General features: G+C 74.6%; 25 protein-coding genes and 1 pseudogene. 11 read left to right on the top strand and 15 right to left on the bottom strand.

The window, feature by feature from the left end:
* Window positions 1-585: 585 nt before the first annotated feature.
* From nrfD to JKP76_RS23215, 7 genes and pseudogenes are all read right to left on the bottom strand, one after another.
* Window positions 586-1,503, bottom strand: a complete 918-nt coding sequence (nrfD, locus tag JKP76_RS03625) for an NrfD/PsrC family molybdoenzyme membrane anchor subunit (protein ID WP_242471177.1) — start codon at window positions 1,501-1,503, stop codon at window positions 586-588.
* Between the two features lie 119 nt (window positions 1,504-1,622).
* Window positions 1,623-2,693 (bottom strand): 4Fe-4S dicluster domain-containing protein, encoded by a 1,071-nt coding sequence (locus JKP76_RS03630; RefSeq protein ID WP_200489594.1) that lies wholly within the window; start codon window positions 2,691-2,693, stop codon window positions 1,623-1,625.
* Between the two features lie 25 nt (window positions 2,694-2,718).
* Window positions 2,719-6,015, bottom strand: a pseudogene (fdh, locus tag JKP76_RS03635) (formate dehydrogenase).
* Window positions 6,016-6,061: 46 nt separating this feature from the next.
* On the bottom strand, window positions 6,062-6,274 hold the full coding sequence (locus JKP76_RS03645; protein WP_200489597.1) for a hypothetical protein: 213 nt from the start codon (window positions 6,272-6,274) through the stop codon (window positions 6,062-6,064).
* A gap of 4 nt (window positions 6,275-6,278) precedes the next feature.
* The gene (locus JKP76_RS03650; RefSeq protein WP_200489598.1) at window positions 6,279-6,479 is read right to left on the bottom strand and encodes a hypothetical protein; all 201 of its coding nucleotides are present in this window, start codon (window positions 6,477-6,479) and stop codon (window positions 6,279-6,281) included.
* 71 nt (window positions 6,480-6,550) lie between these two features.
* On the bottom strand, window positions 6,551-6,673 hold the full coding sequence (locus JKP76_RS22065; protein ID WP_255522502.1) for a hypothetical protein: 123 nt from the start codon (window positions 6,671-6,673) through the stop codon (window positions 6,551-6,553).
* A 358-nt stretch (window positions 6,674-7,031) separates the two neighbouring features.
* A complete protein-coding gene (locus tag JKP76_RS23215; protein WP_200489599.1) occupies window positions 7,032-7,559 on the bottom strand; it encodes a GNAT family N-acetyltransferase in 528 nt (175 codons plus the stop codon).
* Between the two features lie 19 nt (window positions 7,560-7,578).
* Here JKP76_RS23215 and JKP76_RS03660 point away from each other — a divergent pair, with 19 nt between their 5' ends.
* From JKP76_RS03660 to JKP76_RS03690, 7 genes are all read left to right on the top strand, one after another.
* Window positions 7,579-9,456: a bifunctional diguanylate cyclase/phosphodiesterase gene (locus JKP76_RS03660; protein ID WP_200489600.1), complete on the top strand. Its 1,878-nt coding sequence runs from the start codon at window positions 7,579-7,581 to the stop codon at window positions 9,454-9,456.
* Window positions 9,453-12,020 (top strand): diguanylate cyclase domain-containing protein, encoded by a 2,568-nt coding sequence (locus JKP76_RS03665; RefSeq protein WP_200489601.1) that lies wholly within the window; start codon window positions 9,453-9,455, stop codon window positions 12,018-12,020. The genes JKP76_RS03660 and JKP76_RS03665 overlap by 4 nt, the downstream gene beginning before the upstream one ends.
* Before the next feature lie 129 nt (window positions 12,021-12,149).
* Window positions 12,150-12,959 (top strand): MBL fold metallo-hydrolase, encoded by an 810-nt coding sequence (locus tag JKP76_RS03670; RefSeq protein ID WP_200489602.1) that lies wholly within the window; start codon window positions 12,150-12,152, stop codon window positions 12,957-12,959.
* Window positions 12,956-13,606 carry a VTT domain-containing protein gene (locus JKP76_RS03675; RefSeq protein WP_200489603.1) on the top strand — a complete coding sequence of 217 codons (651 nt, stop codon included), beginning with the start codon at window positions 12,956-12,958 and terminating at the stop codon, window positions 13,604-13,606. The genes JKP76_RS03670 and JKP76_RS03675 overlap by 4 nt, the downstream gene beginning before the upstream one ends.
* A complete protein-coding gene (locus JKP76_RS03680) occupies window positions 13,603-15,750 on the top strand; it encodes a phage holin family protein (RefSeq protein ID WP_200489604.1) in 2,148 nt (715 codons plus the stop codon). The genes JKP76_RS03675 and JKP76_RS03680 overlap by 4 nt, the downstream gene beginning before the upstream one ends.
* Before the next feature lie 74 nt (window positions 15,751-15,824).
* Window positions 15,825-16,799 (top strand): glucosyl-3-phosphoglycerate synthase, encoded by a 975-nt coding sequence (locus tag JKP76_RS03685; RefSeq protein WP_200489605.1) that lies wholly within the window; start codon window positions 15,825-15,827, stop codon window positions 16,797-16,799.
* A 110-nt stretch (window positions 16,800-16,909) separates the two neighbouring features.
* Window positions 16,910-17,752 (top strand): glycerophosphodiester phosphodiesterase family protein, encoded by an 843-nt coding sequence (locus JKP76_RS03690; protein WP_200489606.1) that lies wholly within the window; start codon window positions 16,910-16,912, stop codon window positions 17,750-17,752.
* A gap of 119 nt (window positions 17,753-17,871) precedes the next feature.
* Here JKP76_RS03690 and JKP76_RS03695 read toward each other — a convergent pair whose 3' ends face one another.
* Both JKP76_RS03695 and JKP76_RS03700 read right to left on the bottom strand, forming a co-directional pair.
* Complete coding sequence (locus JKP76_RS03695) at window positions 17,872-18,537, bottom strand: HAD family hydrolase (RefSeq protein ID WP_200489607.1); 666 nt, start codon at window positions 18,535-18,537, stop codon at window positions 17,872-17,874.
* A gap of 29 nt (window positions 18,538-18,566) precedes the next feature.
* Entirely contained in the window at window positions 18,567-19,676 is a 1,110-nt protein-coding gene (locus JKP76_RS03700; protein WP_200489608.1) for an NDMA-dependent alcohol dehydrogenase, read from the bottom strand.
* Between the two features lie 178 nt (window positions 19,677-19,854).
* Here JKP76_RS03700 and JKP76_RS03705 point away from each other — a divergent pair, with 178 nt between their 5' ends.
* Window positions 19,855-20,553, top strand: a complete 699-nt coding sequence (locus JKP76_RS03705; protein ID WP_200489609.1) for a TetR/AcrR family transcriptional regulator — start codon at window positions 19,855-19,857, stop codon at window positions 20,551-20,553.
* Between the two features lie 12 nt (window positions 20,554-20,565).
* On the opposite strand, the gene JKP76_RS03710 is transcribed toward JKP76_RS03705, so the two are convergent.
* The 6 genes from JKP76_RS03710 to JKP76_RS03735 form a co-directional block, all read right to left on the bottom strand.
* A complete protein-coding gene (locus tag JKP76_RS03710) occupies window positions 20,566-21,165 on the bottom strand; it encodes a TetR-like C-terminal domain-containing protein (RefSeq protein WP_200489610.1) in 600 nt (199 codons plus the stop codon).
* Window positions 21,166-21,296: 131 nt separating this feature from the next.
* Entirely contained in the window at window positions 21,297-21,629 is a 333-nt protein-coding gene (locus tag JKP76_RS03715) for a hypothetical protein (protein WP_200489611.1), read from the bottom strand.
* Window positions 21,630-21,738: 109 nt separating this feature from the next.
* Complete coding sequence (locus tag JKP76_RS03720) at window positions 21,739-22,626, bottom strand: 1,4-dihydroxy-2-naphthoyl-CoA synthase (protein ID WP_200489612.1); 888 nt, start codon at window positions 22,624-22,626, stop codon at window positions 21,739-21,741.
* A gap of 43 nt (window positions 22,627-22,669) precedes the next feature.
* On the bottom strand, window positions 22,670-23,461 hold the full coding sequence (locus tag JKP76_RS03725) for a hypothetical protein (protein WP_200489613.1): 792 nt from the start codon (window positions 23,459-23,461) through the stop codon (window positions 22,670-22,672).
* A gap of 71 nt (window positions 23,462-23,532) precedes the next feature.
* Window positions 23,533-24,036: an NUDIX hydrolase gene (locus JKP76_RS03730; protein ID WP_309229390.1), complete on the bottom strand. Its 504-nt coding sequence runs from the start codon at window positions 24,034-24,036 to the stop codon at window positions 23,533-23,535.
* A 16-nt stretch (window positions 24,037-24,052) separates the two neighbouring features.
* The gene (locus JKP76_RS03735) at window positions 24,053-24,436 is read right to left on the bottom strand and encodes a nuclear transport factor 2 family protein (protein WP_200489614.1); all 384 of its coding nucleotides are present in this window, start codon (window positions 24,434-24,436) and stop codon (window positions 24,053-24,055) included.
* 150 nt (window positions 24,437-24,586) lie between these two features.
* Between JKP76_RS03735 and JKP76_RS03740 the strand changes: the two genes are divergently transcribed.
* The 3 genes from JKP76_RS03740 (at window position 24,587) to JKP76_RS03750 (ending at window position 26,713) form a co-directional block, all read left to right on the top strand.
* Window positions 24,587-25,045 (top strand): MaoC family dehydratase, encoded by a 459-nt coding sequence (locus JKP76_RS03740; RefSeq protein ID WP_200489615.1) that lies wholly within the window; start codon window positions 24,587-24,589, stop codon window positions 25,043-25,045.
* Window positions 25,042-25,632, top strand: a complete 591-nt coding sequence (locus tag JKP76_RS03745) for a TIGR00730 family Rossman fold protein (RefSeq protein WP_200491251.1) — start codon at window positions 25,042-25,044, stop codon at window positions 25,630-25,632. Before JKP76_RS03740 ends, JKP76_RS03745 begins: the two co-directional genes overlap by 4 nt.
* 118 nt (window positions 25,633-25,750) lie before the next feature.
* Complete coding sequence (locus JKP76_RS03750) at window positions 25,751-26,713, top strand: alpha/beta fold hydrolase (protein WP_200489616.1); 963 nt, start codon at window positions 25,751-25,753, stop codon at window positions 26,711-26,713.
* Window positions 26,714-26,715: the final 2 nt, after the last annotated feature.

Below are 26,715 nucleotides of genomic sequence, written 5' to 3' on the forward strand. Positions count from 1 at the left end.
AATCCCGGAGTCCACGCAGGGCTGCCAACCGGTTACTCACAGCAATGAGAGCACTACCAGCCCGCGCCTCTGACCTGCCTGTTTCCGTCCGAGCGGGCGGCGGGGGACATGATTCATCCGCACTGACGTGACGCTGAGTACGCGCATGCGAGTGCGGGTGTCGCAGCCCGAGCGGCATTCCAGCAATGGTCAGGCAACCATTCGTGAAGCCATTCATCGAATCCGTCCCGCACGGTTCGTTTATTCGAGCGGCAGGTGTCCCGCGCGACGAAGACGCTGGTCAGCGCCTCGGCCGAGGGCTGGCACCCGACCGCTGGACGGAGCCGCCCACAGACCGGTGCGCGTCTCGGGATTCCGCCGGGTTCCGCTCGTCGGCGGCGCCGACCGTCAGTAGCGCAATATGGTTGTGTGCCGCCATGTGGACGGCCGGGCATTGTGTCCGTCGTCGTTCCTCGCGCCGACCGACGTGGCGCCCGCACGCCGGGCGCGTGGCCGGGCGAGCGGCCGCTGTCGTGCCCTGGAGCAGCACCGCGGCGCCCGTCGGTGATGGACATCACCGGTCGCAGCGGCCCGATGAGCCGTCGATCAGCGGGCGACGGAGCGGGCCTCGGCCTCCCGGGCCGCCATCCGCTCCCGCTGCGGGACGACGACATACTTCGGATCCTTGGTGCTGGCGATCCCGGCCTCGAAGACGCCGAACCGGGTGAGCAGCGAACCCGCCGCCAACAGCGCACCTGAAGCAACCGCCCCCCACCGTCGGCGCCCGCCGAGCACGGCCAGCCCGAGGCCACCGGCGGTGCACGCCCGGGCCGCGCGCATGAACTGGCCCGGCCGGCCCTCGTGGTACGGCTCGGCCAGGAAGCTGTCGCTGCCCTCGATACCGCGCAGCGCGGCCAGCTCGATGCCGGCGCCGAGGATCGCCATCTTCCGCGCCGGCTCCGACTCGCCCAGCGGTGTCAGGGCCATGCAGATGCCGCCGCCGGCCGCCATCGCCGAGCCGCCGAACACGAACGGCAGCTTGGTGTGGAACTCGTGCCACGACGGCACCGCGGTGTTGGCCAGCAGCACGCCGGTGTACGTGGCCAGCGGCCCGCCGAACACCCCGGCCACCGCCCCACCGAAGCGCTTGAGCCGCGGGAACCAGCCCAGCAGCTCCACCGCCGCCGTCGCCCCGGCCGCCGCGCTGAACGGCGCCAGGATGTAGGTGCCGACCGACAGCGGCGAGGTCACCTTGAGCACCCGCAGCATGTGGAGGAACCGCTCCGGCCGCCCCAGGTCGTGGATGAGGAAGACCACCGACAGGATCGAGCCGCCACCGGCGGTGAGCCGCGCGGTGCGGGTCAGCGCCTGCCGGCCGGTGACGTCGGCGAGCGCGCCGAGGATTGCCGACGAGCCGGCCGCCCCGCCCAGGAACAGGTACAGCGGCACGTCGGGGCTCTTCCACACCGGCGTCTTGACGATCTGCCGGCCGTAGTACGAGGTGAACTCGACGTCGTCGACCATCGGGACCTCGCCGCGCCCGCGCCCCCCGCCGCGCCTGCGCCGCTTCCTGCCGGTCCGCTGCGTCGCCGGGCCCCGGTCCGCCTGCCGCCACCCGGCCCCCGGGCTGGTGATGCCGCCGGTCACCGGGCGCCCCGCCGCGAGCCCAGGATCGCCGTCGCGGCGACCCCCACCATCATCAGCGCGGCCTTGCCCGCCGCCCGCCACATCGCCGGCAGGTCGCGGGTGGTCACGATCGGGTCCGGCGGCAGGCCGTAGACCTCCGGCTCGTCGAGCAGCAGGAAGAACGCGCCGTCACCACCGACGCCGTCGTCCTCGTCCCGCCCGTACAGCCGCGCCGTCTCCACGCCCTGCGCCTTCAGCGTGGCCAGCCGCGCGTCGGCGCGCTCCTGGAGCTCGTCGAGGTCGCCGAACTGGATCGACTGGGTGGGGCACGCCGTGGCGCACGCGGGCATCAGCCCGTCGGTCAGCCGGTCGTAGCACATCGTGCACTTGAAGACCCGGCCGTCGTCCTTGCGCTGGTCGATGACGCCGTAGGGGCAGGCGGCGACGCAGTAGCCGCAGCCGTTGCAGATGTCGCCCTGGACGACGACGGTGCCGAACTCGGTGCGGAACAGCGCTCCGGTCGGGCAGACGTCGAGGCAGCCGGCGTGCGTGCAGTGCTTGCAGACGTCGGAGCTCATCAGCCACCGCACCTGCTTGTCCGCACCGGTCTGCCCGGTCTGCGGGTCGAACTCGGTGAGCGCCTCGGCGTTGAGCACGCTGGCCTGCGCCGTCGCCGTCGAGTTCAGGTCGCCGCTGCCCGCCACCGAGGTGCCGTGGTCGTGCCGGTCGTCGCCCGGCCGCCCGAACGTCGGCATCGGCAGGTCGACCGCGCGGCTCTGCTCGATGAACGCCACGTGCCGCCAGGAGTTGGCGCCCAGCTGCCCGGTGTTGTCGTAGGACATCCCGGACAGGCCCAGCGCGTCCTTCACGCCGTGCGAGTCGTCCATCGGGAGGGTGTTCCACTCCTTGCAGGCCACCTCGCACGCCTTGCACCCGATGCACACCGAGGTGTCGGTGAAGAAGCCGACCCGCTTGGGGTGCTCCTCGGCGTACCCCGACTGCTCGGTCACGTCGGGCACCGGGCCGTAGAGCCGGTTGCCGCGGTCGCGGCCGGTGAAGGCCGCGCTCACGGAGCTGATCGAGGTCATGCCGCGCCCTTCGTCTCGTGGGTCATCAGAGCCGGGACCCCTCGCCCGCGTCGGCGTCCACCGGGTCGCGGCCGTTGACCCCGACCCGGCCGGACTCGACCCCGGCCCGGCGGCGGTAGGACTCGACGAACTCGAGCAGCTCCGGCCCGCGCGGGCGCCGTCCGGGGACGATGTCGGCGGTGCTGACCTTGTCCTCCTGGATGTGGGTGTTCGAGTCCAGCGCGATGCCCAGCAGGTCGTTCGCGGAGTCGCCGGTGGAGATGCCCGCGTAGGACCAGTGGTACGGCATGCCGATCTGGTGCACCACCTGGCCGCCGCGCAGCCGGATCGGCCGCATCCGCTCGGTGACCAGCACCTTCGCCTCGATCGCCGTCCGGGAGCTGACCAGCGTCGCGTACTCGCCGTTGCTCAGCCCGCGCAGCCGCGCCAGCTCCGGGCTGACCTCGACGAAGAACTCCGGCTGGAGCTCGGACAGGTAGGGCAGCGTGCGGCTCATCCCGCCGGCCGTGTGGTGCTCGGTGAGCCGGTAGGTGGTCACCTGGAACGGGAAGACCTCGCTGCGCGAGGGGTTCTCCCGGTTCCACGGCCCCGGGATCCGCTCGACCGTCGGGTTCGCCTGGATCGAGTACAGCGCGTTCTCGACGACGGACTCCACCGGCTCGTAGTGCGTCGGCAGCGGGCCGTCGACCAGCCCGGCGGGCGCGTACAGCCACCCCTTGCCGTCGCCCTGCATGACGAACGGGTCCGTCCCGGCCAGCGCGTCCTGCGCCCTGGCCCCCTCCGGGGGCACGTAGTCCGGGCGCTTGGTCTTCTCGAAGTCCGGGACGTCCTTGCCGGTCCACTCGCCGGCCTCCTCGTCCCACCAGACGTAGGCCTTGCGCTCGCTCCACGGCCTGCCCTCGGGGTCGGCCGAGGCGCGGTTGTAGAGCATCCGGCGGTTCAGCGGCCACGCCCAGCCCCACTCGGAGCCGGCCACGCCCATCTCCTTGGCCGGCTTCCGGCGGGCGGCCTGGTTGACCTCGTCGGCGTAGACGCCGCAGTAGATCCAGCAGCCGCCGCTGGTCGAGCCGTCGTCCTTCATCTCCAGGTAGGACGACAGCGCCCGGCCGTCGGGGCCGACGCCGTTGATCTCGCGCAGCACCGCGGCGGCGTCCGGGTCCTGGGTCTCGCCGTGCACCGGGTAGTCCCAGGTGAGGTCGAGCAGCGGCCGGTCGCGCGGGTCGGTCGAGTCCTTCAGCCGCTCCCGCAGGATCCGGCCCAGGTGGTAGTAGAACCACAGGTCGCTGCGGGCGTCGTTCGGCGGCTCGACCGCCTTGTGCCGCCACTGCAGCACCCGCTGGGTCTGGGTGAAGGTGCCTTCCTTCTCCACGTGCGTGGCCGCCGGCATGAAGAAGACCTCGGTGCCGATCGTCTCCGGCGCCAGCTCGCCGGTCTCGTGCTCGGGGCCCTGCTGCCAGAAGGTGGCCGACTCGATCATCTGCAGGTCCCGGACGACGAGCCAGTCCAGGTTGGCCAGGCCGAACCGGTTCATCCGGCCGTTGGGGTGCCCGACGCTGGGGTTCTCCCCGACCAGGAAGTAGCCCGAGACCTTCCCCTCGATCATGTCGGCGATCGTCCGGTAGGAGCTGTGGTCGCCGTTGATCTTCGGGATGTAGTCGAACGCGAAGTCGTTCTCCGCCGTCGCCGCGTCGCCCCACCAGGCCTTGAGCAGGCTGGTCATGTACGCGCGCTTGTTGCCCCAGAACCCGGCCTTGCCGGCGGCGTCGGCGACGTACTCCTCCAGCGAGCTGTGCTGGGCGGCGTGCGGCATCGGCAGGTAGCCGGGCAGCAGGTTGAACAACGTGGGGACGTCGGTGGAGCCCTGGATGCTGGCGTGCCCGCGCAGCGCCATGATCCCGCCACCGGGGCGGCCGATGTTGCCCAGGAGCAGCTGCAGGATCGAGCAGGTGCGGATGTACTGCGCGCCCACGCTGTGCTGCGTCCAGCCCACGGAGTACACCCAAGCCGTCGTCCGGTCGCGGTTGCTGTTCGCCGTCACCCACTGCGCGACCTGCTCGAACACCTCGGGCTCGATGCCGCACACCTCGGACACCATCTCCGGGGTGTAGCGGGCGAAGTGCCGCTTGAGCACCTGGAACACCGTGCGCGGGTGCTGCAGCGTCTCGTCGCGGTGCGGCTTGCTCGGGATCGTGGGGCCGCCGCTGCCGTGGGTCTGCCCGCGGTCGCTCGCCTGGACCTCCGGGGAGTCCTCCTCGTCCTCCTGCGAGGCCGCCTCGCCCGGGTGCTCGGTGGCGGAGTCCTGCTCACCCGGGTCGTAGGACCACGAGGTCTCGTCGTACTGGCTCTTCTCCGGGTCGAACCCGGAGAACAGGCCGTCGAAGTCCTCGGTGTCGACGAAGTCCTCGCTCACCAGCGCCGCGGCGTTGGTGTAGGCGACCACGTAGTCCTTGAAGTACAGCTCGTTGTCCAGGACGTACTTGATCAGCCCGCCGAGGAACGCGATGTCGGTGCCCATGCGCAGCGGCACGTGCAGGTCGGCGATCGCGCTGGTCCGGGTGAACCGCGGGTCGATGTGCACGATCTTGGCGCCGCGCGCCTTCGCCTCGCTGACCCACTGGAAGCCCACCGGGTGGCACTCGGCCATGTTCGAACCCTCGATGACGATGCAGTCGGAGTTCGCGAGGTCTTCCAGGTAGTTGGTCGCGCCACCACGGCCGAACGAGGCACCCAGACCGGGCACCGTGGAGGAGTGCTATATCCGGGCCTGGTTCTCGATCTGGATCGCGCCCATGGCGCTGTAGAGCTTCTTCATGAGGTAGTTCTCCTCGTTGTCGAGGGTCGCCCCTCCGAGGCTCGCTATCCCCATGGTGCGGTTGACGCGCTTGCCGCCGTCCTCGACCTGCCAGCCCTTCTCGCGGGCGGCCAGCACGCGGTCGGCGATCATCTCCATCGCCGTGTCGAGGTCGAGGTCCTCCCACTCCGTCCCGTAGGGACGGCGGTACCTCACGGTGGTCACGCGGGTCGGGCTCGTCACCAGCTGCTTGGTGGCGCTGCCCTTGGGGCAGAGCCGGCCGCGGTTGATCGGCGAATCCGGGTCGCCCTCGATCTGGACGATCTGCTCGTCCTTGACGTACACGTTCTGCGCGCAGCCGACGGCGCAGAACGGGCAGACGGTCTTCACCACCCGGTCCGCGGTGGCGGTCCGCGACACCGTCGCGTCGGTCGCCTTGCTGCGCGCGGCCGCGCCGCGCCCGAACGGGTCCGCGCCGGTGAGCTGCCGGTACACCGGCCAGCTGTCGAGCCACGTCTTCACCGTCGCCATGCTGCCACCGGGCCGGCGATCCGGCGCGACGACGGCGTGCGGTGGCTCAGTCGCGCGGGCGCTCGAGCGCCAGGACCGCGACGGCGATCATCCCGATCAGCCAGCCGCCGGCGACCAGCACGTCACCGCGGTGGATGCCGTGGTCGTCCCAGAGCGTGACCAGCACCTCGCCCTCGACCCGGTACTGCCCGTTGAGCAGGAGCAACGCGAAAGCGGTGAGCACCGCGGCGGCGATGAAGGCGACCAACCAGCGGAGCACGAGGTCATCTTGCCGGTCGGCTCCAGCGGTCGGGGACCTCCGACGACGTGCCGCCGGCCCAGTCGGCGGATTCGTTGTCGTGGAAGCGGAAAACCCGCTCCTCCTCCTTGCGGACGACCGTCGCCGACGCACCGAGGAAGACGGCCGCAACGATCGCGAGCAGCACCCACCCGAGCGCGATCCCGACCCACGCCCACCACGGCATCGCGCACCTCCTCGTGCCGATGCGCGGACGATCTCCCTGTTCCACGCCCCCGGCAAGAGGCTTTCGCCCGCTCAGACGAGGACGTCGCCGTCCAGGTCCAGGCCCAGCGCGGCGGCGGCACCGGCGGCGAACAGCCAGAAGCCGATGCTGAGGTAGCGGCGCACGCCCTCGGCCTGCGGTAGCTGGTGCTCCATGGCGTCCCCCTTCGTCCGTCGCAGGGGACGAAGCTACGACTCCCGCGGGATCGGCGCCTCGCGGTTGGGACGGGTGTGACGGGCGGTGCACACCGCACCCGAGCCGTCACAGTTCCCATCGGGGCACCCCGTGGTCGCCCCGATGGGAACTGCCAGTACCGGAAGTCTCGGACCCCTCCGGAACCCCGGCTCGCCGGCCGGCGGTCGAGCAGTGCTCAACGCGCCGCGCCGTCGCGCTGCGTGGCCTCGAAGACGACCTCGACGGAACTGCGCTGTCCTGCGCCTCCCACCGTGACGGCCCACCCGCACGCCGGGCTGGAGGATTCCGCAAGGGATCCGCAAGACCCCGGCGGCCGGATCAGGCCGGGGCGGGCCCGGTCAGGTCGGCCTGCACCAGCAGGGTGTCCAGCCAGCGGCCGTGCTTGAACCCCACGGCGCGCAGCCGCCCGGCCTCGACGAAGCCGAACCGGCCGTGCAGCTCCAGCGACGCGGGGTCGCCGCTGTCGGTGATCACCGCGATCACCTGCCGCACGCCCGCCACCCGGCCGCGTGCCAGCAGCTCCCCCAGCAGCACACGCCCGGTGCCCCGCCCCGTGCGGCCCGGCGCCAGGTAGATCGTGTCCTCGACCGTCTGCCGGTAGGCCGGCTTGATCCGCCACGGCGCCAGGTAGGCGAACCCGAGCAGCTCGCCGTCGTCCTCGGCGACCAGGAACGGCCATCCGGCGCTGTCGAGGTCGGCGAGCTTCGCCGCCCACCAGGCGGTGCCCGGCGCCTCGAGGTCGAAGGTGGCGACGCCGTGCTCGACGTGGTGCGCGTACACGGCGGCGACCGCCGCGAGGTCCTCCGCCGTCGCCGGCCGGATGCGGGGTGCTGTCGTCGCGTCCACGGCTGGGCACGGTAGGTCGGTGACGGCGCTCACCACACCGGACGCCGTCCGGGGAAGCGCTCTCCCCCGGCCGGGTGAGGACGGCGGCCGCGCGCTACGGGGCCCGGGCCGGTGGACCGACAACACCCGGGTGACCACCGTCGTCGTCCTCGCCTGCGGCCTGGCCGTCGTGCTGACGGCGCAGGTCCGGCTGGTGCGCTGCCGGCGGCGGCTGGCCGCCGCGCTGGTGCGCAGCCAGGACGCCCTGCACGCGCTGGTGCGCAGCAGCGCCGACCCGGTGGTCATCGTCGACGACGCGCTGCGTGTCACGTTCGCCTCCGAGGCCGCCGGCGCGCTGCTGGGCCTCGGCGACGCCGACCTCACCGGCCTGCGCCTGGCCGAGACCGTGCACCCCGACGACCGCCCCGCGCTGTTCGCCGCCCTCGGCGGCGACGGCGAGTCCGCCGTCCGCACCGCCCGCGTCCGCCAGGCCGACGACGGCTGGAAGCTGGTCCAGGCCACCGTCCGCGACCTGCGCGGCGTCGACGGCATCGGCGCGCTGGTCCTGCACTGCCGCGACGTGAGCCCGAGCGCCCCTGCCCCCGGCGACGGCTCCGAGCTGCTCGAGCTCTCCCTCACCGACCCGGTCACCGGCCTGCCCAACCGCGCCGCGCTCGTCCGCCGCCTCGGCGCCGTGCAGCGCGGGCCGGCCGACGCCGGTTCGGCGATGGCCGTCGTCGGCATCAGCGGCTGGGGCCCCGACGCCCTCTCCCCCGGCGAGGAGGCGACCGTCCTGCGGGCGCTGACCGCCCGCCTGGCCCGCGTCCTGCGCGGCGAGGACTGGCTGGCCCGCACCACCGACGGCGAGTTCGTCGTCGTCGTCCAGGGCAGCGTCGCCGACGCCGAGGTCGTGGCCGCCCGGCTGATCGCCACCGTCGGCCCGCTGGTGACCACCGACGCCACCCTCCCGCTCACCGCGGCCGCCGGCGTCAGCCGGCTGGAGGCCGACGTCGACCCCGGCGAGGCCCTGCGCCGCGCCGACCTGGCCCTGCGCAGCGCCCGCCGCGCCGGCGCCGGCTGCGTGCACCGCTACGACGACGCCCTCCGCAGCGAGCAGGACCGGCGCAGCGCCCTGCGCGCCGACCTCGAGGGCGCGCTGCTGCGCGGCGAGCTGCGGCTGGTCTTCCAGCCCGTCGTCGACGCCGTCCTGCACCGCACCGTCACCGTCGAGGCGCTCCTGCGCTGGCAGCACCCCGAGTTCGGCGACGTCTCGCCCCTGGAGTTCGTGCCGCTGGCCGAGGAGTCGCCGCTGATCGTCGACGTCGGCCGCTGGGTGCTGCTCGAGGCCTGCCGCACCGTCGCCGCCCTGGACGACACCGAGCTCTCCGTCGCGGTCAACGTCTCCGCCCGCCAGGTGCGCAGCGGCGAGCTCGTGCCCGACGTCGTCGCCGCCCTCGAGGCCAGCGGCCTGCACCCCTCCCGGCTGCTCGTCGAGATCACCGAGTCGGTGCTGCTCGACGACGCGCACGTCATCGAGGACCTCGGCGCCCTGCGGACGCTCGGCGTCCGCATCGCCGTCGACGACTTCGGCACCGGCTGGTCCTCGCTGGCCTACCTGGTCGGGATGCCGGTCGACGTGCTCAAGATGGACCAGTACTTCCTGGCCGACGTCGAGCACGACCCCGCCCGCCGCGCCATGTGCCGCGCCGTCCTCCAGCTGGGCACCAGCCTGGGCCTGCCGGTCATCGTCGAGGGCGTCACCACCCCCGCCACCCTCGCGCTGCTGCGCGACATGGGGCACCGCTACCTGCAGGGTTTCCTGCTCTCCCGCCCGCTCGAGCGCGACGCGCTGGTCGACGGCGTGCTCCACGCCGCCGATCCCACCCGCGCCGACGACGCCCCGGCGGTCCGGCCGTGACCGGGCTGCGGGACCTCCCGCACCAGCTGCGCGCGACGCTGGGCCTGGGCCTGGTCGGGCTGCTGCTCGCCGTGCCGTTCAGCGCCCCCGACGGCACCGGCATGCAGTGGGACGAGCTGGTGCTCGGCTCGGTCGCGCTCAGCAGCGCCACGATGCTGTGGTCCCGCCTCCGGCGCATGGACCGCCTCGCCGCCCGCCCCTGGTGGCCGCTGCTGGTCGGCACGCTGTGCTTCGCCGTCGCCCAGTTCCTCGCCGGCTCCTTCCCCGGCCCCGCGTTCGACGCGTTCGGCGTCGACGACGTCGTGCTGCTCGCCGGCGCCACCTCCCCGCTGGTCACCTGCGCCTTCCTCGCGCGCCGGGTCATCCGCACCCGGTGGACGGCGCTGGTCGTCGACGGGCTGCTCACCAGCACCGCGCTGCTGGTCATGACCGAGGTGCTGCGGACGCCGTTCGTCAACCCGGCCGACGCCCCCGAGGACCTGCGCACGCTGGTGCTCGCCTACGGCGGCTACGTCGCCGTCATGCTCGGCGGCGCCGGCGCGCTGTGCACCGTCGCCACCCGCGACCTGCGCCGGGCCGCCACCACGATGATCGCCGCGGTCACCGCCCAGGCCACCGCCGCCGGGTGCGAGGCCATGGCCATCGTCGCGCCCTCCCCGCTGTGGACGGCCGCCTCCGACACCGCCGTCGCCCTCGCGCTCGTGTCCTGCGCCCTGGCCATCCAGCAGGCCCCTCTGGGCAGCGCCGACCGCAGCGCCCGCGCCTCGGCCCCCGTCGTGTCGGCCGCCGGCATGTCGCTGGTCGTCGCCGCCATGGCCGGGCTGCCGCTCGCGCTCGGCCTCGCCGTCGCCAACCGCCAGGCGCTGTCCTCGGCCGCCGAGCTCGGCTGCTGCGTGATCTTCGCGCTCATGGCCCTGCGCCTGGTGCTGCGGATCCGCGAGGACGGCCGCGTCAGCGAGGACCTCGTGCGCAGCGAGGAGGACTTCCGCGGGCTGGTCGAGGCCAGCTCCGACGGCATCGCGATCATGGACGACGGGTACCGGCTGCTGTTCACCTCGCCCGCCGCCCGCACGCTGCTCGGCATCGAGGACGACGACGTCTCGCTGCTCGACGTCGTCCGCCCGGAGGACCGCGCCGCCGTCCGCAGCGCCGCCGAGGGCGTGCCCGCCGGCGGCGCGCTGCTGCACTTCGCCGTCCCCGGCCCCGGCGGGGAGCTCCGCGAGCTCGAGGCCACCACCTCCGAGCGCCCCGGCAGCGGCCGCCGCGTGCTCCAGCTGCGCGACGTCACCACCCGCCGGCGTCGCGAGCGCGAGCTCGAGCGGATGGCCTACACCGACCACCTCACCCGGCTGGCCAACCGCGCCATGCTGTTCCAGGAGATGGCCGCCGACGCCGCCGGTGAGCGCTGCCTGCTGGTGCTCGACATGGACGGCTTCAAGGCGGTCAACGACGTCGCCGGGCACGAGGCCGGCGACCAGCTGCTCGTCGAGGTCGCCCGCCGGCTGCGCACCGTCGTCCGCGACGGCGACCTCGTCGCCCGGCTCGGCGGCGACGAGTTCGCCGTCCTGGCCACCGGCAGCCTGGCCGAGGCCGAGGAGGTCGCCGCCCGCATCGTCGTCGTCATGGCCATGCCGCACCGCGTGGACGCGCACACCTTCGCCGTCGGCGCCAGCGTCGGCGTCGCCGCGCTCGGCCCGGCCGGCGGGCAGGCCGCCTTCCGCGAGGCCGACGCCGCGCTGCGCGCCGCCAAGGCCGCCGGCAAGGGCTGCGTGCGGGTGGGCGCCGGCACCCGCCCGGGCAGCGGCGCCGCCACCTTCGCGGAGTACTACGCCGCCCGCGCCGAGGGCACGATGGGCCTGCGCCTGGACTCGGTCCTGCGGCCCGACGGCGGCATCGACCTGGTGCACGCCGCGCCGCAGTGGGTCCACCCGGAGCTCGGCGTCCTCGGCGGCGCGGAGATCTGGGCCGCCGCCGAGCAGCAGGGCCGGTCGGCCGACCTCCAGTCCTGGCTGCTCACCTCCGCCTGCGCCGCGATCGCCGAGCTGCCCGACCCGCGGATCGGGCTGGTCATCAGCCTGAACGCCGGGCACGTCACCGTCGACGGGCTGGCCGCCGAGGTCGCCGCCGCGCTCGCCGCCTCCGGCCTGACCCCCGGACGGCTCGTCGTCTCCTTCACCGAGGAGACCCTGCTGACCTCGTCGGCGGAGCTGGTCGCCGAGCTCGGCGCCATCCGCGGCACCGGCGTCCGGCTCTGCCTGGACGAGTACGGCATGGGCCACAGCCTCTACGCGCTGCTCGCCCGCACCCCGCTGGACCTCGTCCGGGTCGACCTCGGCGCGCTCGCCGGCGGCGAGGACACCGCCCGCGCGCTCCAGGTGCTCGCCGCCATCGTGCGGACGACCGAGCAGTTCGGCGTCGACGTCGTCGCCGGCGGGATCACCAGCCCCGCGCTGCGCGAGGCCGCCCTCGACGCCGGTGTCCAGCTGCTGCACGGGCGCGCGCTGCCGCACGACCTGAGCCCCGGCGACGTCGCCCGCCTGCTCACCGCCGTCCCCACCGCCTGACCCCTTCAGGGCAGTAAGGGCCATTTCTGCCCTGGGGGGGCGGGTTCACCCTGGTTCTGCCTGGGGGAACTCCCCCGTTCGGGGCCGGGTCGCTGGGTTCCGTCCCCGCCCCGGCGAATACTGGCGCGCGTGGGATCGCCCCGGCTGCACTTCCTCGGCCACTCGACGGTGCGCGTCGAGCTGGCCGGGCGCACCGTGCTGACCGATCCCCTGCTCACCGCCTCGGTCGGCCCGCTGCGCCGCGTGGTGCCGGTGCCCGACCCGGCGCTGCGCGAGGGCGTCGACGTCGTCCTGCTCAGCCACCTGCACGCCGACCACCTGCACCTGCGCTCGCTGCGACTGCTCGACCCCGGCGCCCGGTACGTCGTGCCGCGCGGCGCCGGCCGCTGGCTGCGCCGGCACGGCTTCGCCCGCGTCGACGAGCTCGGCGCCGGCGAGACGCTGGCGGACGGCGACCTGCGGATCACCGGCGTGCACGCGGCGCACAGCGGCCACCGCTGGGGCCCGCGCTACACCGGCGGCCCCGACGCCGGCGCCGTCGGCCACCTGCTCGAGGGCGACGGCTCCACCGTCTACCTCAGCGGCGACACCGCCCTGCACGGCGGGATGGAGCTGCTGGGCGAGCGCGGGGTCGACGTCGCCGTGCTGCCGGTGTGGGGCTGGGGCGCCGACCTCGGGCCGGGGCACCTCGACCCGGCCGACGCCGCGGAGGCCGTCGCCCGGCTGCGCCCGCGGATCGCCGTCCCGGTGCACTGGGGCACGCTCGCGCCGATGGGCGCCACCCGGCTGCCGACCCCGCTGCGCGCCCGCATGCGCCGGCTGCTGGTCGAGCCGCCGCTCACCTTCGCCCGCGAGGTCGCCGCGCGCGGCCTGGCCACCGACGTCGTCGTCGCCCGGCCCGGCGACCCGGTGCCCCTGCTGCCGGGGGTGGCGCCGTGAGCACGCTCGCCGCCGCCACGCAGGCCTCGACGGTCGGCTACCCGCTGCTGTTCTTCGGCGTGCTGCTGGGCTCGATCGTGCCGGTGGTGCCCACGGGCGCCGTGGTCGGCTCGGCCGCGGCCTTCGCCATGAGCAGCAACGACCTCGGCCTGCCCACCGTGCTGGCGCTGGCCACCCTCGCCGCGCTGCTCGGCGACCTGATCACCTTCGCGGTCTGCCGGTCCGGCGGGCCGGCCGCGGTGCGCTGGGTGGTGCGGGGCCAGCACACCGAGCGGCTGGCGGAGGTGCGCGACCAGTTCCGCCGGCACGGCTGGCAGATCCTCGTCGTCGGCCGGCTGCTGCCCGCCGGGCGGATCCCGGTGCTCGTGGCCGCCGGCGCGCTCAGCTACCCGTGGAAGCGGCTGCTGCCCGCCCAGTTCTGCGCCGCCCTGCTGTGGGCGCTGGCCTACGCGCTGCTCGGCGTGCTCAGCGGCGGCGTCTTCGACTCCCCGCTGGTCGCCGTCCTCATCGCGACGCTGCTCGTGCTGCTGGTCGGCCTCCTGCTCAACGCCGTCGGGGCACGCCGCCGGCGGCGGGCGGCTCCCCAGCCGCAGACCGACCCCGAGCTCGATCCGGAGCCCGAGCCGGCGCCGAGCGACGCCCGGTGACCGCGCCTCCTCCCGGCGGCCGGCTGCTGCGGGCCGGCCGCGGCATCGCCCGCGTCCTGCTCACCTGGGCGCTGGCCACCGGCGCCCTCGCCGCTCTGGACACCTGGCTCGACGGGTTCGCGATGCGCTCGTGGTGGCAGCCGCCGGTCGCCGCCCTGCTGCTCGGCGTGCTCACCGCCGGCGTCTGGCCGCTGGTGCTGCGGATCGCCCTGCCCGTCGCCTTCCTCACCCTCGGCCTCGGCGGCTTCCTGCTGCTGGGCGCCGGCGTGCTGGCCCTCTTCAACGCCATCCCCGGCGTCGAGGTGACCAGCTTCGGGACCTCGGTCGTCGTGGTGGTGGCCATGGCCGGGGTCTCGGGGGCGATCAACAGCCTGCTCGCCGTCGACGAGGACGAGGTCTTCTTCCGCCGCGCCCGCCGCCGGGCCGCCGGCTCCCCCGCCGCCGGGCCGCTCCCCCCGGGCGTGCTGTTCCTCCAGATCGACGGGCTCGGCCACGACACCGCCCGCCGCGCCGTCCGCGACGGCTCGATGCCCACGCTGGCCGCCTGGCTGCGCGCCGGCAGCCACGTGCTCACCTCGTGGCACACCGACTGGAGCTCGCAGACCGGCGCCAGCGTCTGCGGGATCCTGCACGGCTCCAACCACGACGTGCCCGCCTTCCGCTGGTACGAGAAGGAGCGCGACCGGCTGGTCCAGGTCTCCAACCCGCGGGACGCCGCCGAGATCGAGCGCCGGCACTCCGACGGGCGCGGCCTGCTCGCCGGCGACGGCGCCGGCCGCGGCAACCTGTTCACCGGCGACGCCCGCCACGTCAGCCTCACGCTCAGCTCGCTGGCGCACGTCGTCCCGGCCGGGGCGCGGCGGCGGCGCCGCGGGCGCGACCGCGTCGGCGCGGGCTACTACGCCTACTTCGCCAATCCGGTGAACGCCGTCCGCACGCTGGGGGTGGCGCTGGCCGACGTCGTCCGCGAGCTGACCGCGGCCTCCCGGCAGCGGCGCGCCGACGTCCGCCCGCGGGTGCCGCGCGGCGGGCTGTACCCGCTGGCCCGCGCGGGGACGACGGTGCTGGCGCGCGACGTCGTCGTCGCAGGCCTGCTGGAGGACATGATGGCCGGGCGCCCGGTGGTCTACGCCGACTTCGTGGGCTACGACGAGGTCGCCCACCACTCCGGCGTCGAGCGGGCCGACACCCTCGAGGTGCTGCGCAGCATCGACCAGCAGATCGGCCGCCTGCACCGCGCCGCCGCGCTCGCCCCCCGCCCGTACGCGCTGGTGCTGCTCTCCGACCACGGGCAGACCCAGGGCTGGTCGTTCGCCGACCGGTTCGGCTACTCCGTCGAGGAGCTCGTCGGCTCGCTGTGCGGCGCCCCCGTGGTCCCCCGGAAGCGGCACCTCTCCGGCCCCCGGGACAGCCGGCGGACGGCGGAGGGCTGGTTGCTGGGCGCGGCGATGGGCGAGGGTGGGCCGATCGCCCGCCGGCTGCAGCAGCGCGTGCAGGACGCCGCCCCCGGCAGCCCGCCGTCCGGACCGGGGACGGCGGAGGTGCCGCAGGTCGCCCCCGGGGTCGTGTGCGCGGTCTCCGGGCACTGCGCGTCGGTGTCGTTCCCCGGCATCCCCGGCCGCGCGACGCTGCAGGAGATCGAGCAGCGCTGGCCCGACCTCCTGCCCGGCCTGGTCGACCACGACGGCGTCGGGTTCGTGCTCGTGCAGTCGGCGGAGTCCGGCCCCGTCGTCCTCGGGCGGGAAGGCGTGCACCGGCTGCGCACCGGCGAGGTGGAGGGCACCGACCCGCTGCTCCCCTACGGCCCGCACGCGGCGGCGCTGGTCGCCCGCACGTCGTCCTTCCCGCACTGCCCCGACCTGCTCATCAACAGCCGCTACGACCCCGACACCGACGAGGCGTCGGCCTTCGAGCCGCACGTCGGCTCGCACGGCGGGCTGGGCGGGCCGCAGCAGCGCGCCTTCCTCGCCCACCCCGCCGACTGGGCCGCGCCCGGCGAGGTGGTCGGCGCCGAGCAGCTGCACCGGGTGCTGCGCGGCTGGCTCACCGACCTGGGCCACCCCGAGCCCGACGGCGAGGGGGCGGCCGTCGGCGAGCAGAGCCGGCGCGCGCTGGACGCGGACGGGGCGGCGCTGCGGAGGTGACCGCGGGGCGGCGGGCGGGTGAACAGCCTCACAGGGCAGTGGTGCGAAGCGGGATCGTGGTCGACAGTGAGGCCGTGCGACCCGACGCCCGAGCCTGGTTCCGGAGCCGCACCACGTCCGCCCGCACCCTCGCCGCCATCGACGCCGAGGCCCTGCTGACCGCGAAACGGCGCACCGGCACCCGCGTCAGCGTGGTCCTGCCCGCCCGCGACGAGCAGGCGACGATCGGCCCGCTCGTGGCCGACATCGCCTCGCGGTGGGTGCACCGCACGCCGCTGGTCGACGAGCTGCTCGTCGTCGACTCCGACTCCACCGACGCGACCGCGGCCGTCGCCCGCGCCGCCGGCGCCGACGTCGTCGCCACCGCGGACGTGCTGCCCGCGCACGGCAACCGCCCCGGCAAGGGCGAGGCGCTGTGGAAGTCGCTCGCCGCGACCACCGGCGACGTCGTCGTCTTCCTGGACTCGGACCTGCGCGGCGACGTCGCCCACTTCGTGCCCGGGCTGCTCGGCCCGCTGCTGACCGATCCCACGGTCCAGTTCGTGAAGGGCTGCTACACCCGGCCGCTGGAGATCGACGGCGTGAGCGCGCCGTCGGGCGGCGGGCGGGTGACCGAGCTGACCGCGCGGCCGCTGCTCAACGCGCTGTGGCCGGAGCTGGCCGGGTTCGTGCAGCCGCTGGGGGGCGAGTACGCGGGCCGCCGGTCGGCGCTGGAGCGGGTGCCGTTCGCCGGCGCGTACGGCGTCGAGGTGGGGCTGCTCGTCGACCTGCTGGAGCTCGTCGGGCTGGGGGCGCTTGCCCAGGTCGACCTCGGGGAGCGCCGGCACAGCTCGCAGAGCCAGGAGGCGCTCGGCGCGATGGCCGGGCAGGTGGTCGCGACGGTGCTGGCCCGCGCGGGGACGGCGCCGGCCGCCGGCGGGCTGCTCACCCAGTACCGGCACGACGGCGCGGCGTTCGTGCCCCGGAGCACCGCGGTGGCCCTCGACGAGCGGCCGCCGATGCTCACCGTGCCGGAGTACCGCGCCCGCGCGGCCGGCCTCGCCGGCTGACCCCCCGGGGCAGAAAGGGCCATTTCCGCCCCTCCGGCCTGCCCTCTCGCGTGACCGGGCGACGACGGGGAGGATCGACCCGTGCTCGTCGTTCATCCCGCCCTCCCCCGTTGACCGCCGTCGAGGTCGTCGCCCACCGCGGCGCCACCGCCGAGGCGCCGGAGCACACGCTCGCCGCCTACCGCCAGGCCGCGGCCGTCGGCGCAGACGCCGTCGAGTGCGACGTGCGCCTGACCCGTGACGGGGTGCTGGTGTGCGTGCACGACCGGCAGATCCGGCGGACGTCGAACGGCCGCGGCGTCGTCTCCGCGCTGCACCTCGAGGAGCTGGAGCAGTACCAGTTCGGGGCGCGCAAGCCGCGGGGCCGCAGCCGCTGGGCCGACGACGAGATCCTCTCGGTCACCGACGAGCCCGACCTCGAGAACGGGCTGGTGCTCACCCTCGACCGGCTGCTCGAGTACATCACCGCGACGCCGGGCAGCCTGCGCCTGGCGATCGAGACCAAGCACCCGACCCGGCACACCCGCAAGGTCGAGGAGGCGCTGGTCGAGAGCCTGCGCCGGTACGGGCTGCTGACCGGCGGCCGCCCGGTCGAGTGGGCCGGGCGCCCCGCCGTCCGGATGATGAGCTTCTCGCAGCTCGCGGTGCGGCGGATGGCGGAGCTGGCGCCGGGGATCCCCACCGTGCAGCTCATCGGGAAGCGGCTGCGACCGGTGCGCCGGGAGCTGCTGCAGGGCAACGCCACCGCCCTGGGCCCGGCGGTCGCGGTGATCCGCGCCGACCCCGGCTTCGTCGCCGACGCCCACGCCGCCGGCAAGCAGGTGCACGTCTGGACGGTGAACAAGACCGCCGACATGGACCTGATGCGCGAGCTCGGCGTCGACGCCGTCATCACCGACCACCCCGACGAGATGCTGCGCCGGCTGGGCCGCGGGACCTCCGCCGCCTCCTGACCCGCCAGCCGCCCCACATCGGCGATGTGGGGCGTTCCCGCGCCCCGTGCCGCCCACATCGGCGATGTGGGGCCTTCCCGCGCTCCATGGGCCCCGGATCGCCGATGTGGGCGGAACCGTCAGAGCAGGTCGAGGTCGTCCAGGGCGGCGACAAGGTCGGCGGGGGTGTCGTGGATGCCGACGGCCCCGGCGTCGCGCAGCTCGTCGTCCCCGAAGCCGCCGGAGCGCACGACGATCGCCGGCATCCCCGCGTTCTTCGCCGCCTCGACGTCGTAGACCGAGTCGCCGATGACGACGCTCGGCGCGTCCACCGGCTCGCCCAGCTTCTTCAGCGCGACCTGCAGCAGGTCCGGCGCGGGCTTGGTCGCCTCGACGTCCTCGCTGGTGGTCCAGGCGTCGGCGAGGTCGCGGGCGTCGAGCAGGTCCAGCGCGCGGTCGACGTGGTGCGGCTTGCCCGAGCTGGCCAGCACGACCCGGTGCCCGCGCTCCTTCAGGGCCACGACGAGCTCTCGCGCGCCGGGCAGCAGCGCCGTCTCGCCCATCATCGGGTCGACCTCCTCGACCCAGCGCTCGCGGGCGGCGTCCCCGATCCGCTGCTCCACCTCGTCCCCGCCGAGGGCGGACACCAGCTGGTCACCACCCATGCCGATCAGCCGGTGGATGCGCCAGACCGGGAACGTCTCGCCCAGCGACCGGAGCGCCCGGTACCAGGCGAGCGCGTGCTGGTAGTTGGTGTCGACCAGGGTGCCGTCCACGTCGAGGACGACGATGCGCGGGGAGCTCATGCCGCGAGGCTGCCCACGCCCCGCCGTCCTCAATCGGTGTGGACGAGCAGCCCGCGGACGATCTCGCCGGCCGCCTGGTCGCGGTACCCCTGGTTGAGCTCGTCGAGGGAGTAGCGGCGGGTGATGAGCCGGTCGAGCTCCAGCCGGCCCTCCTCGTGCATCTGCAGCAGCCGCGGGATGTCGGTGCGGGCGTTGCACGAGCCGTACAGCGAGCCCTGGATGCGCTGCTCGTAGACCGTCGCCATCGGCCCGTTGAGGGACAGCCGGCCGTCCTTCTGCTCGTCGGGGAGCGCGGTGAGCACCATCGTCCCGGCCTTGCCCAGGCAGGACATCGCACCGGCGTAGGCCTCGGCGGTCAGCTTGCCCACGGTCAGGACGACGACGTCGGCGCCCGTGCCGCGGGACAGGCTGCGGGCCAGCTCGGCCGCCTCCTCCGCGCCGGCCACCGTCACCGTGGCACCGAGCGACTCGGCGAACTCCCGCTTCATCGCCACCGGGTCGACGCCGATGACGTGCAGCGCGCCCGCGTGCACCGCGCCCTGCACCGCGTTGGCGCCGACCCCGCCCAGGCCGACGATCACGACCGTGTCCCCCGGCCGCACGCCGCCCGAGTAGACCGCCGAGCCCCAGCCGGTGGGCACGCTGCAGGCCAGCAGCGCCGCGGTGTCCAGCGCCACCGACGGGTCGATCCGGATGCAGGAGAACTCGCTGAGCACCGAGTGGCGGGCGAACGCCCCGACCATGCAGAACCCGCCGAACGACTGGCCGTCGAGCGAGAAGGGGAAGGTGCCCGAGGGCAGCTGCCCGGTGCCGATGGTGGCGCCCTTGTCGCAGAGGTTGGACTTCCCGCGGGCGCAGTACCGGCACAGCCCGCACGCCGGCAGGAAGCTGGTGATGACGTGGTCGCCCGGGGCGACGGAGGTGACGCCGGCACCGACGGCCTGCACCACCCCGGAGCCCTCGTGCCCGCCGACGATCGGCCGGACGCCGGGCCCGTGCCGCAGGTGCTCGTCGGAGTGGCACATGCCGGCGAAGGCCATCTCGACCAGCACCTCGCCCGGGCCGGGGTCGACCAGGTCGAGCTCGACGATGTCCCAGTCGGTCTCCGGTGCCCGCATCACCGCTGCTCTGGTCCTCATCCTGCGACTCCCCCGCTCGACGTCGGCGCCCGGCACTCGCGGGACCGTGGTTGCGGCACGATCGCACAGGAGCCGACCGGCGGGGTGCGCCGCGACACTCCGTGACGAGATGCGAGTCTCACCGGTAGCGGCGCCCGGGCGGCAGCGCCGAATACGTTGGGTGTCTAGTATCCATACAGTGAGTGATCTTGTGGATCGTCGTGCGCAGAAGAAGGCCCAGACCCGTCAGCTGGTCCGCACCACGGCGCACCGCCTCTTCGCCGCCCGCGGATTCGACTGCGTCACCATCGCGGACGTCGCGCGCGAGGCCGACGTCGCCGTCCAGACGGTGTTCAACCACTTCGCCACGAAGGAGGAGCTCTTCTTCGACGGCCGGGTGCCGTGGGTCGAGGCGATCGCGGGCTCGGTCATCGACCGCGAGCCCGGCACCACACCGCTCACCGCGCTGCGCAGCCACCTGCTCACGTTCATGACCGGCCAGCTCCGCCGCATGGGCTCCGCGGAGGAGCGCTCCTTCCGGGCCACCATCCAGGCGTCCGAGACCCTGCGCACGTACAACCGGCTGCTCGTCCTCGACGCCGAGCGGCGGCTGTCCGACGCGCTGCTGGAGGCGTGGGAGAGCAGCGACCCCGACGACCCGACCCGCCCGCTGCACCCCGCGATCGCCGCGCCGCTGACGGCCGCCATCTGGCTCTCCGTCGTCCGGGTGCTCGTCGTCGAGAACCGGCTGCGGATCATGGAGGGGCTCGGTGCCGCCGAGGCGGCCGCCGCCGTCGAGCAGATCGGCCAGCGGCTGTTCGCCCGGCTGCAGGACGGGTCCGACGCGATCAACGACCTGGTCGCGCCCGATTTCGCCGCGCACGTCCGCGTCAGCTGAGCTGAGTCGCGGTCAGACGGCGACCGGCAGGTCCTCCGACTGCTCCACCAGCGGGCACAGCACCTCGTCGACGACCCGGTCCACCTGCTCGGCCAGGACCGCGCCGTCGCCGGCCACGGTGAAGCGCTGCCACCAGAAGGCCTCGACCACCGAGTAGAGCAACGCCAGCCGGTCGTCCTCGATGGTCTCGCCGCGCGCCTGCGCGCGCTCGCCGATCGTCGCGACCGCTTCGGTGAGCGGCCGGACCAGGGCCTCGTCCAGGCCCGCGCGCAGCTGCTCGTCGTAGCGGGCGGCGCCGACGATGCTGGCGGCGGCCTTCTCCTCGCGGTCCAGCGGAACGGTCCACCGGTCGGCCAGCGCGCGCAGGTCGCCCCGGACGGAGCCGGTGTCCTCGGGCAGCTCGACCAGCCGGAAGCGCCCCACGGCGGCGCGTGCCAGGGCGGCCATCGTGGGCCAGCGGCGGTAGATCCCGGCCTTGCCGGCGCGGGCGCGGGCCGCGACGCGGTCGCTGTTGAGCCGGCTCCAGCCCTCCTCGGCCAGGATGTCGACGGCCACGGCCAGGAGCTGCTCGGAGAGCTCGGCGCTCAGGGGTCTGCCCGGGGTCCCGGTCACGACCGGTCTCCGCGCTCGCGGGTGATGTGCACCGCGACATACTGGCCTGACAGTGGAGTGACCACAATGACCCAGCGCCCAGTTCCTACCGGCGAGTTCGGATTCATCCGTGCAGGTGGGCGGCGCGGCGGTCACGCTCCGGCGGCGGACTCCACCTCCACGCGGATGGTCGCGCCGTCGTCGGAGAGCCGTCCCTCGGCCCGCGCACGGGTCACCATGGCGTCCCAGCTCGTGATCCAGTCGGCCGCCGTGGCCCGCGGTTCGGCGGCCGCCCGCAGCGCCGCGGCGTCCAGCAGTGCGGCACCGCCGTCCTGCATCCGGCCCAGACCCGAGCGCTCCAGCACCTCCGCGGCCTCGTCGTCCGTGACCTGACCCAGGGCCAGGACGACCCGGCTCAGGTCGTCGATGTCGACCACCCGCGCCTCGGGCCGCTCGTCCGCGCCCGTCACCACCTCGACGATCACGTGCGCCTCCGCCTCTCTCCGGGACTTTCGGTACCGAAAGTCGCTTCTCTCCGGGACTTTCTGTACCGAAAGTCCCCCTACTGACGGGACTTTCTGTACCGAAAGTCCGTCAGACGTGCCAGGGGAACTGCGAGAAGTCCGGGTCGCGCTTCTCCAGGAAGGCGTCCCGGCCCTCGACGGCCTCCTCGGCCATGTAGGCCAACCGGGTTGTCTCGCCGGCGAAGAGCTGCTGGCCGACCAGGCCGTCGTCGATGAGGTTGAACGAGTACTTGAGCATCCGCTGGGCGGTCGGGGACTTCGCCACGATCTTCTTCCCCCACTCCAGGGCGGTGGCCTCCAGCTCCGCGTGGGGGACGACGCGGTTCACCATGCCCATCGCGTGCGCGTCGGCGGCGGTGTACTCCTCGCCGAGGAAGAAGATCTCGCGGGCGAACTTCTGCCCCACCTGACGGGCCAGGTAGGCCGAGCCGAACCCGCCGTCGAAGCTGCCGACGTCGGCGTCGGTCTGCTTGAAGCGCGCGTGCTCGGCGCTGGCCAGGGTCAGGTCGGAGACGACGTGCAGGCTGTGCCCGCCGCCGGCCGCCCAGCCGGGGACGACGCAGATCACGACCTTCGGCATGAACCGGATCAGCCGCTGCGCCTCGAGGATGTGCAGCCGGCCGCTGGACCCCTGCGCGTGCTCGTAGCCGTACCTGCCGCGCACCCGCTGGTCCCCGCCGGAGCAGAACGCCCAGCCGCCGTCCTTGGGGCTGGGCCCGTTGCCGGTGAGGATCACGCAGCCGACGTCGGTGGACAGCCGGGCGTGCTCCAGCGCGGTGATCAGCTCGTCGACCGACTGCGGCCGGAACGCGTTGCGCACCTCGGGCCGGTCGAAGGCGATCCGGACGACGCCGGCGTCCACCGCGCGGTGGTAGGTGATGTCGGCGAAGTCGAACCCCTCGACCGGCCGCCACGCGGAGCTGTCGAAGATCTCGGAGACGTCGTCGCGGGCGCTCATGGGGTGCACCCTACGAAGGGACGGCGGCCGCCCGCCCGTCGCGTCACCGGCCGAGCAAGCCGCCGACCGGGGCGAGCACGCCGCCGACGAGCCGGGAGAGGCTGACCAGCACGCCGTCGACGAGCCGGCAGGGGCAGGGCACGCCGTCGGCGTCGGTGCCCGGGTCGGGCTGGGGTTCGGGCTGGGGCTGGGGCTGCGGGGCGGGCTGCGGCTGGACCGGTTGCTGCGGTTGCGGCTGGGCGGGTTGCGGCTGAACGGGCTGCTGCGGGGCCGGTTGCTGCACGGGCGGCTGGGCCGGCTGCTGCCCCGGCTGCGCGGCCGGGGTGGGCGCCGGCTTCGAGGGCAGGACCTCGATCGGCCGGGTGCCGGGCTGCGTCCAGCCCGTTCCGCTGCCGCCGCCCGTCGTCGCACCGGGTGCGGTGCCCGTGCCGACCGGCGCACCGGCCACCCGTTCTGCCGCCGTCTCCAGCCCGGCCGGCCCGGGATCGGTCGTCCCCGGGTCGGTCGTCCCGGGGCCCGGCGTCCCTTCGTCCGGCACCGCGGGCGGCGTCCCCGTGCCCGCATCCGCTCCGTCGCCGTCCCCGGTGGCGCCGTTCCCCGGTCCGCCGTCCCCGCCGGTCCGCGGGTCGGTCGCCTCGGACTCCTGTGCGGCCGGCTCGCCCGCCGTGGACGAGCGCACGATCGCCAGCGGCGCGGCGACCAGCAGCGCGGCGCAGACCAGCGCGAGCAGCAGCAGCGCGCGGGCACGGCGGCGGTCGGCCGACGGCGTCGTCGCTCCGGGACCGGTCCGCGGCGGCGCGGGCTCGGGGGCGGCGTGACGGGCGGCGGAGGACACCGGCGGCTCCTCGGGTACGGGATCGACTCCGCCCCTGCCCAGCCGCGTTAGGTATTACTCCTGTTCCGCAATCAGCCGCGCGTGTCGGGCGCGCCCACGACCAGCGGGACCAGCCGGTCCAGGGACGCCGCGAGACCCGGGTGCAGCGCCACGGCGTCCAGCCCGCCCAGGGGCCACCAGGCGACGCCGTCGCTCTCGCCGTCCAGCCGCAGCTCCGCCGGATCGATCGGCCGGGCGGGGCGGGCGAGCACCGTCGTGTAGGCCCAGCCGCCGTGGTCGTCGACCGAGCGCGCCCCGAGGACGACGTCGGCGGGGGTCAGGCCCAGCTCCTCCCGGCACTCGCGCAGCGCCCCGACGTGCGGGTCCTCGCCGGCGTGCAGCGCGCCGCCCGGCGTCCCCCAGGTGCCGCCGTGGTGCGACCACAGGGCGCGGTGCTGGAGCAGCACCTCCGGGCCGTCGACACCGTCGCGGTGCAGGAACAGCCCGGCCGCGCCCGCCCGGCCCCAGTGCTGGTGCCCCAGGGCGCAGGAGGTCCAGCCGTCGGTGGAGGCGAACACCCGCCCAGTGAACCTCACCGGCCGGCTCCGGCCGTCACGCGGCGGGCGCCGTCCCGGTGTCGCTGTCGAAGAAGCCGGTGAGCCGGGCGATGCGGCCCGCCGGGTCCAGCTGGACGACGTCGAAGCCGGTCATGACGACGGCGCCGTCGGCGTCGGTGAGGGACCACCGGAAGAAGGCGCTGTCGTGGTGCCGCACCGGCTCGCTGGTCACGGCGATGCGCCCGCCCGGCATGGCCGCCTGGAACTGCCCGATGTGGTCGGCGAGCGCCGCGCGCCCGGCCACGTGCGCCAGCGGGTCGGAGTAGACGGCGTCGGTCGCCCAGGCCTGCTCGAGGAGGGCCAGCCGCGCGGTCGCGTCCGGCTCCACCCAGGCGGCCCCGTAGGCGGCGACGGCGTCCGGTGCGACCTCTGCGGTCATGGCTGCTCCTCGGGTGGACGGGCCCGCCGGGACCGGACGCGGGCGGTGGTCGCGGTGCAGGCTGCCAGAACCGGGCGTGGTCGGGAACCGGTCGGGGCGAGGACGTAGGTTCCAGGGGACAACGTCAGCGCTCCCGACGGAGGACCACCCATGAGCACCACCACGACCATGGCCGAGCTGCCCGGGCTCGTCGGCACCGAGCTGGGCACCAGCGAGTGGTACGAGGTGACCCAGGAGCACGTGAACCTGTTCGCCGACGCCACCGGCGACCACCAGTGGATCCACGTCGACCCCGAGCGCGCCACCAAGGAGAGCCCCTTCGGCGGCCCGATCGCCCACGGCTACCTGACGCTGTCGCTGCTGGTCCCGCTGTTCGGCTCGGTCCTGCGGGTCACCGACACGGTGATGGGCGTCAACTACGGCCTGAACAAGGTCCGCTTCCCCTCCCCCGTGCCCGTGGGCTCGAAGGTCCGGCTGACCGCGACGCTGACGAACATCGAGGACATCGCCGGCGGCAAGCAGCTCACCTTCTCCTGCGTCATCGAGCGCGAGGGCGGCGACAAGCCGGTCTGCATCGCGGAGCCGGTGTACCGCTACTACGGCGGCTGACCCCTTGCGCGTCGGCCGTCTTCACCGGGTCGCACGCCGGTCCCGCAACGCACGCCGAGGCGGCGGCGACCTTCGCCGCCGACCTCGCGCGGGCCGGCGTCGGCATCGTCTACGGCGGCGGGGACGTCGGGCTGATGGGTGTCGTCGCCGACGCGGCGCTGGCCGCCGGCGGCGAGGTCATCGGCGTGATCCCGCAGCACCTGGTGGACGACGAGGTCGCGCACACCGGCCTCCCCCGCCTCGAGGTCGTGCAGACGATGCACGAGCGCAAGGCGGTCATGGCCGAGCTGTCCGACGCCTTCGTCGCGCTGCCGGGCGCCGCGGGCACCCTCGAGGAGCTCTTCGAGGCCTGGACGTGGGGCATGCTCGGCCTGCACGCCAAGCCGACCGCGCTGGTCGACGTCGACGGCTTCTGGCAGCCGCTGGTCGGCCAGTTGCAGCGGATGGTCGACGACGGCTACCTCGACGCCGCCCGCCTCGACGCCCTCGGCGTCGTGCAGGACGCCGCGGAGCTGCTCCGCTTCGTCGAGGGCTATCAGCACCCGGCCCGCAAGTGGAGCGCCGAGCACCCGCCACCCCGCCCCTGACCCACCCTCCCCAGGGGACTTTCGGTACAGAAAGTCCGGGGATGGACGGGACTTTCGGTACAGAAAGTCCCTGCGGTTGGCGTAACCCGGCGGCAACAGGGCCGTGCTGCACTGGGGCATGCCGACGACGCCGCTGCCGCGGGAGACCCGGGTGGTGCACGGGCACCGGCGGGCGTTCGTGCGCGCCGGCGAGGGCCCGCCGCTGCTGCTCCTGCACGGCATCGGCAACAGCGCGCAGACCTGGGCCGGCGTCGTCGAGCGGCTCGCCGCCTCGCACACCGTCATCGCGCCGGACCTGCTGGGCCACGGCTCCTCGGACAAGCCGCGCGGCGACTACTCCGTCGCCGGCTACGCCAACGGGATGCGCGACCTGCTCTCGGTGCTCGACATCGAGCAGGCCACCGTCGTCGGGCACTCGCTCGGCGGCGGGATCGCGCTGCAGTTCGCCTACCAGTTCCCCGAGCGCTGCGAGCGGCTCGTGCTCGTCGGCAGCGGCGGGCTGGGCCCGGAGCTCTCGCTGACCCTGCGCGCGGCGGCGATGCCCGGCAGCGAGGCGGTGCTGACCGCGCTCACCCACCTGCCGCTCCCCCTGCGCGCCGGGGTGCGCGCGCTGGACGCCGTCGGCCGGGCCGTCGGGTGGGAGCGCGGCCGGGACCTCGCCGAGGCGGGCGAGGCGATGCTGGCGCTGTCCGACGCCGAGGCGCGCCGGGCGTTCCTGCGGACCCTGCGCAGCGTCGTCGACACCCGCGGCCAGTGCGTCACCGCCATCGACCGGCTGTACCTGGCCGAGGCGATCCCGATGCTGGTCATCTGGGGCAGCCGCGACCCGATCGTGCCGGTGGCGCACGCCGAGGCGATCCGGGAGCGGGTGCCCTCGGCCCGGGTCGAGGTGTTCCCGGACGCCGGGCACTGGCCGCACCTCGCCCGCGCCGGACCGCTTCGTCGAGGTGCTTCTGGACTTCATCGCCGCCACCCGGCCGGTCCAGCACGACCGCGACGGCTGGCGGGCGCTGCTCGCCGCCGAACGCGCCCTCGCCAGGACCTAGCCCGGGGACTTTCGGTACAGAAAGTCCGGGGTTGAGA

Origin of the sequence: Blastococcus sp. TML/C7B, from assembly GCF_016612845.1 — a bacterium.
In the GTDB taxonomy this organism is placed as follows: Bacteria; Actinomycetota; Actinomycetes; order Mycobacteriales; family Geodermatophilaceae; genus Blastococcus.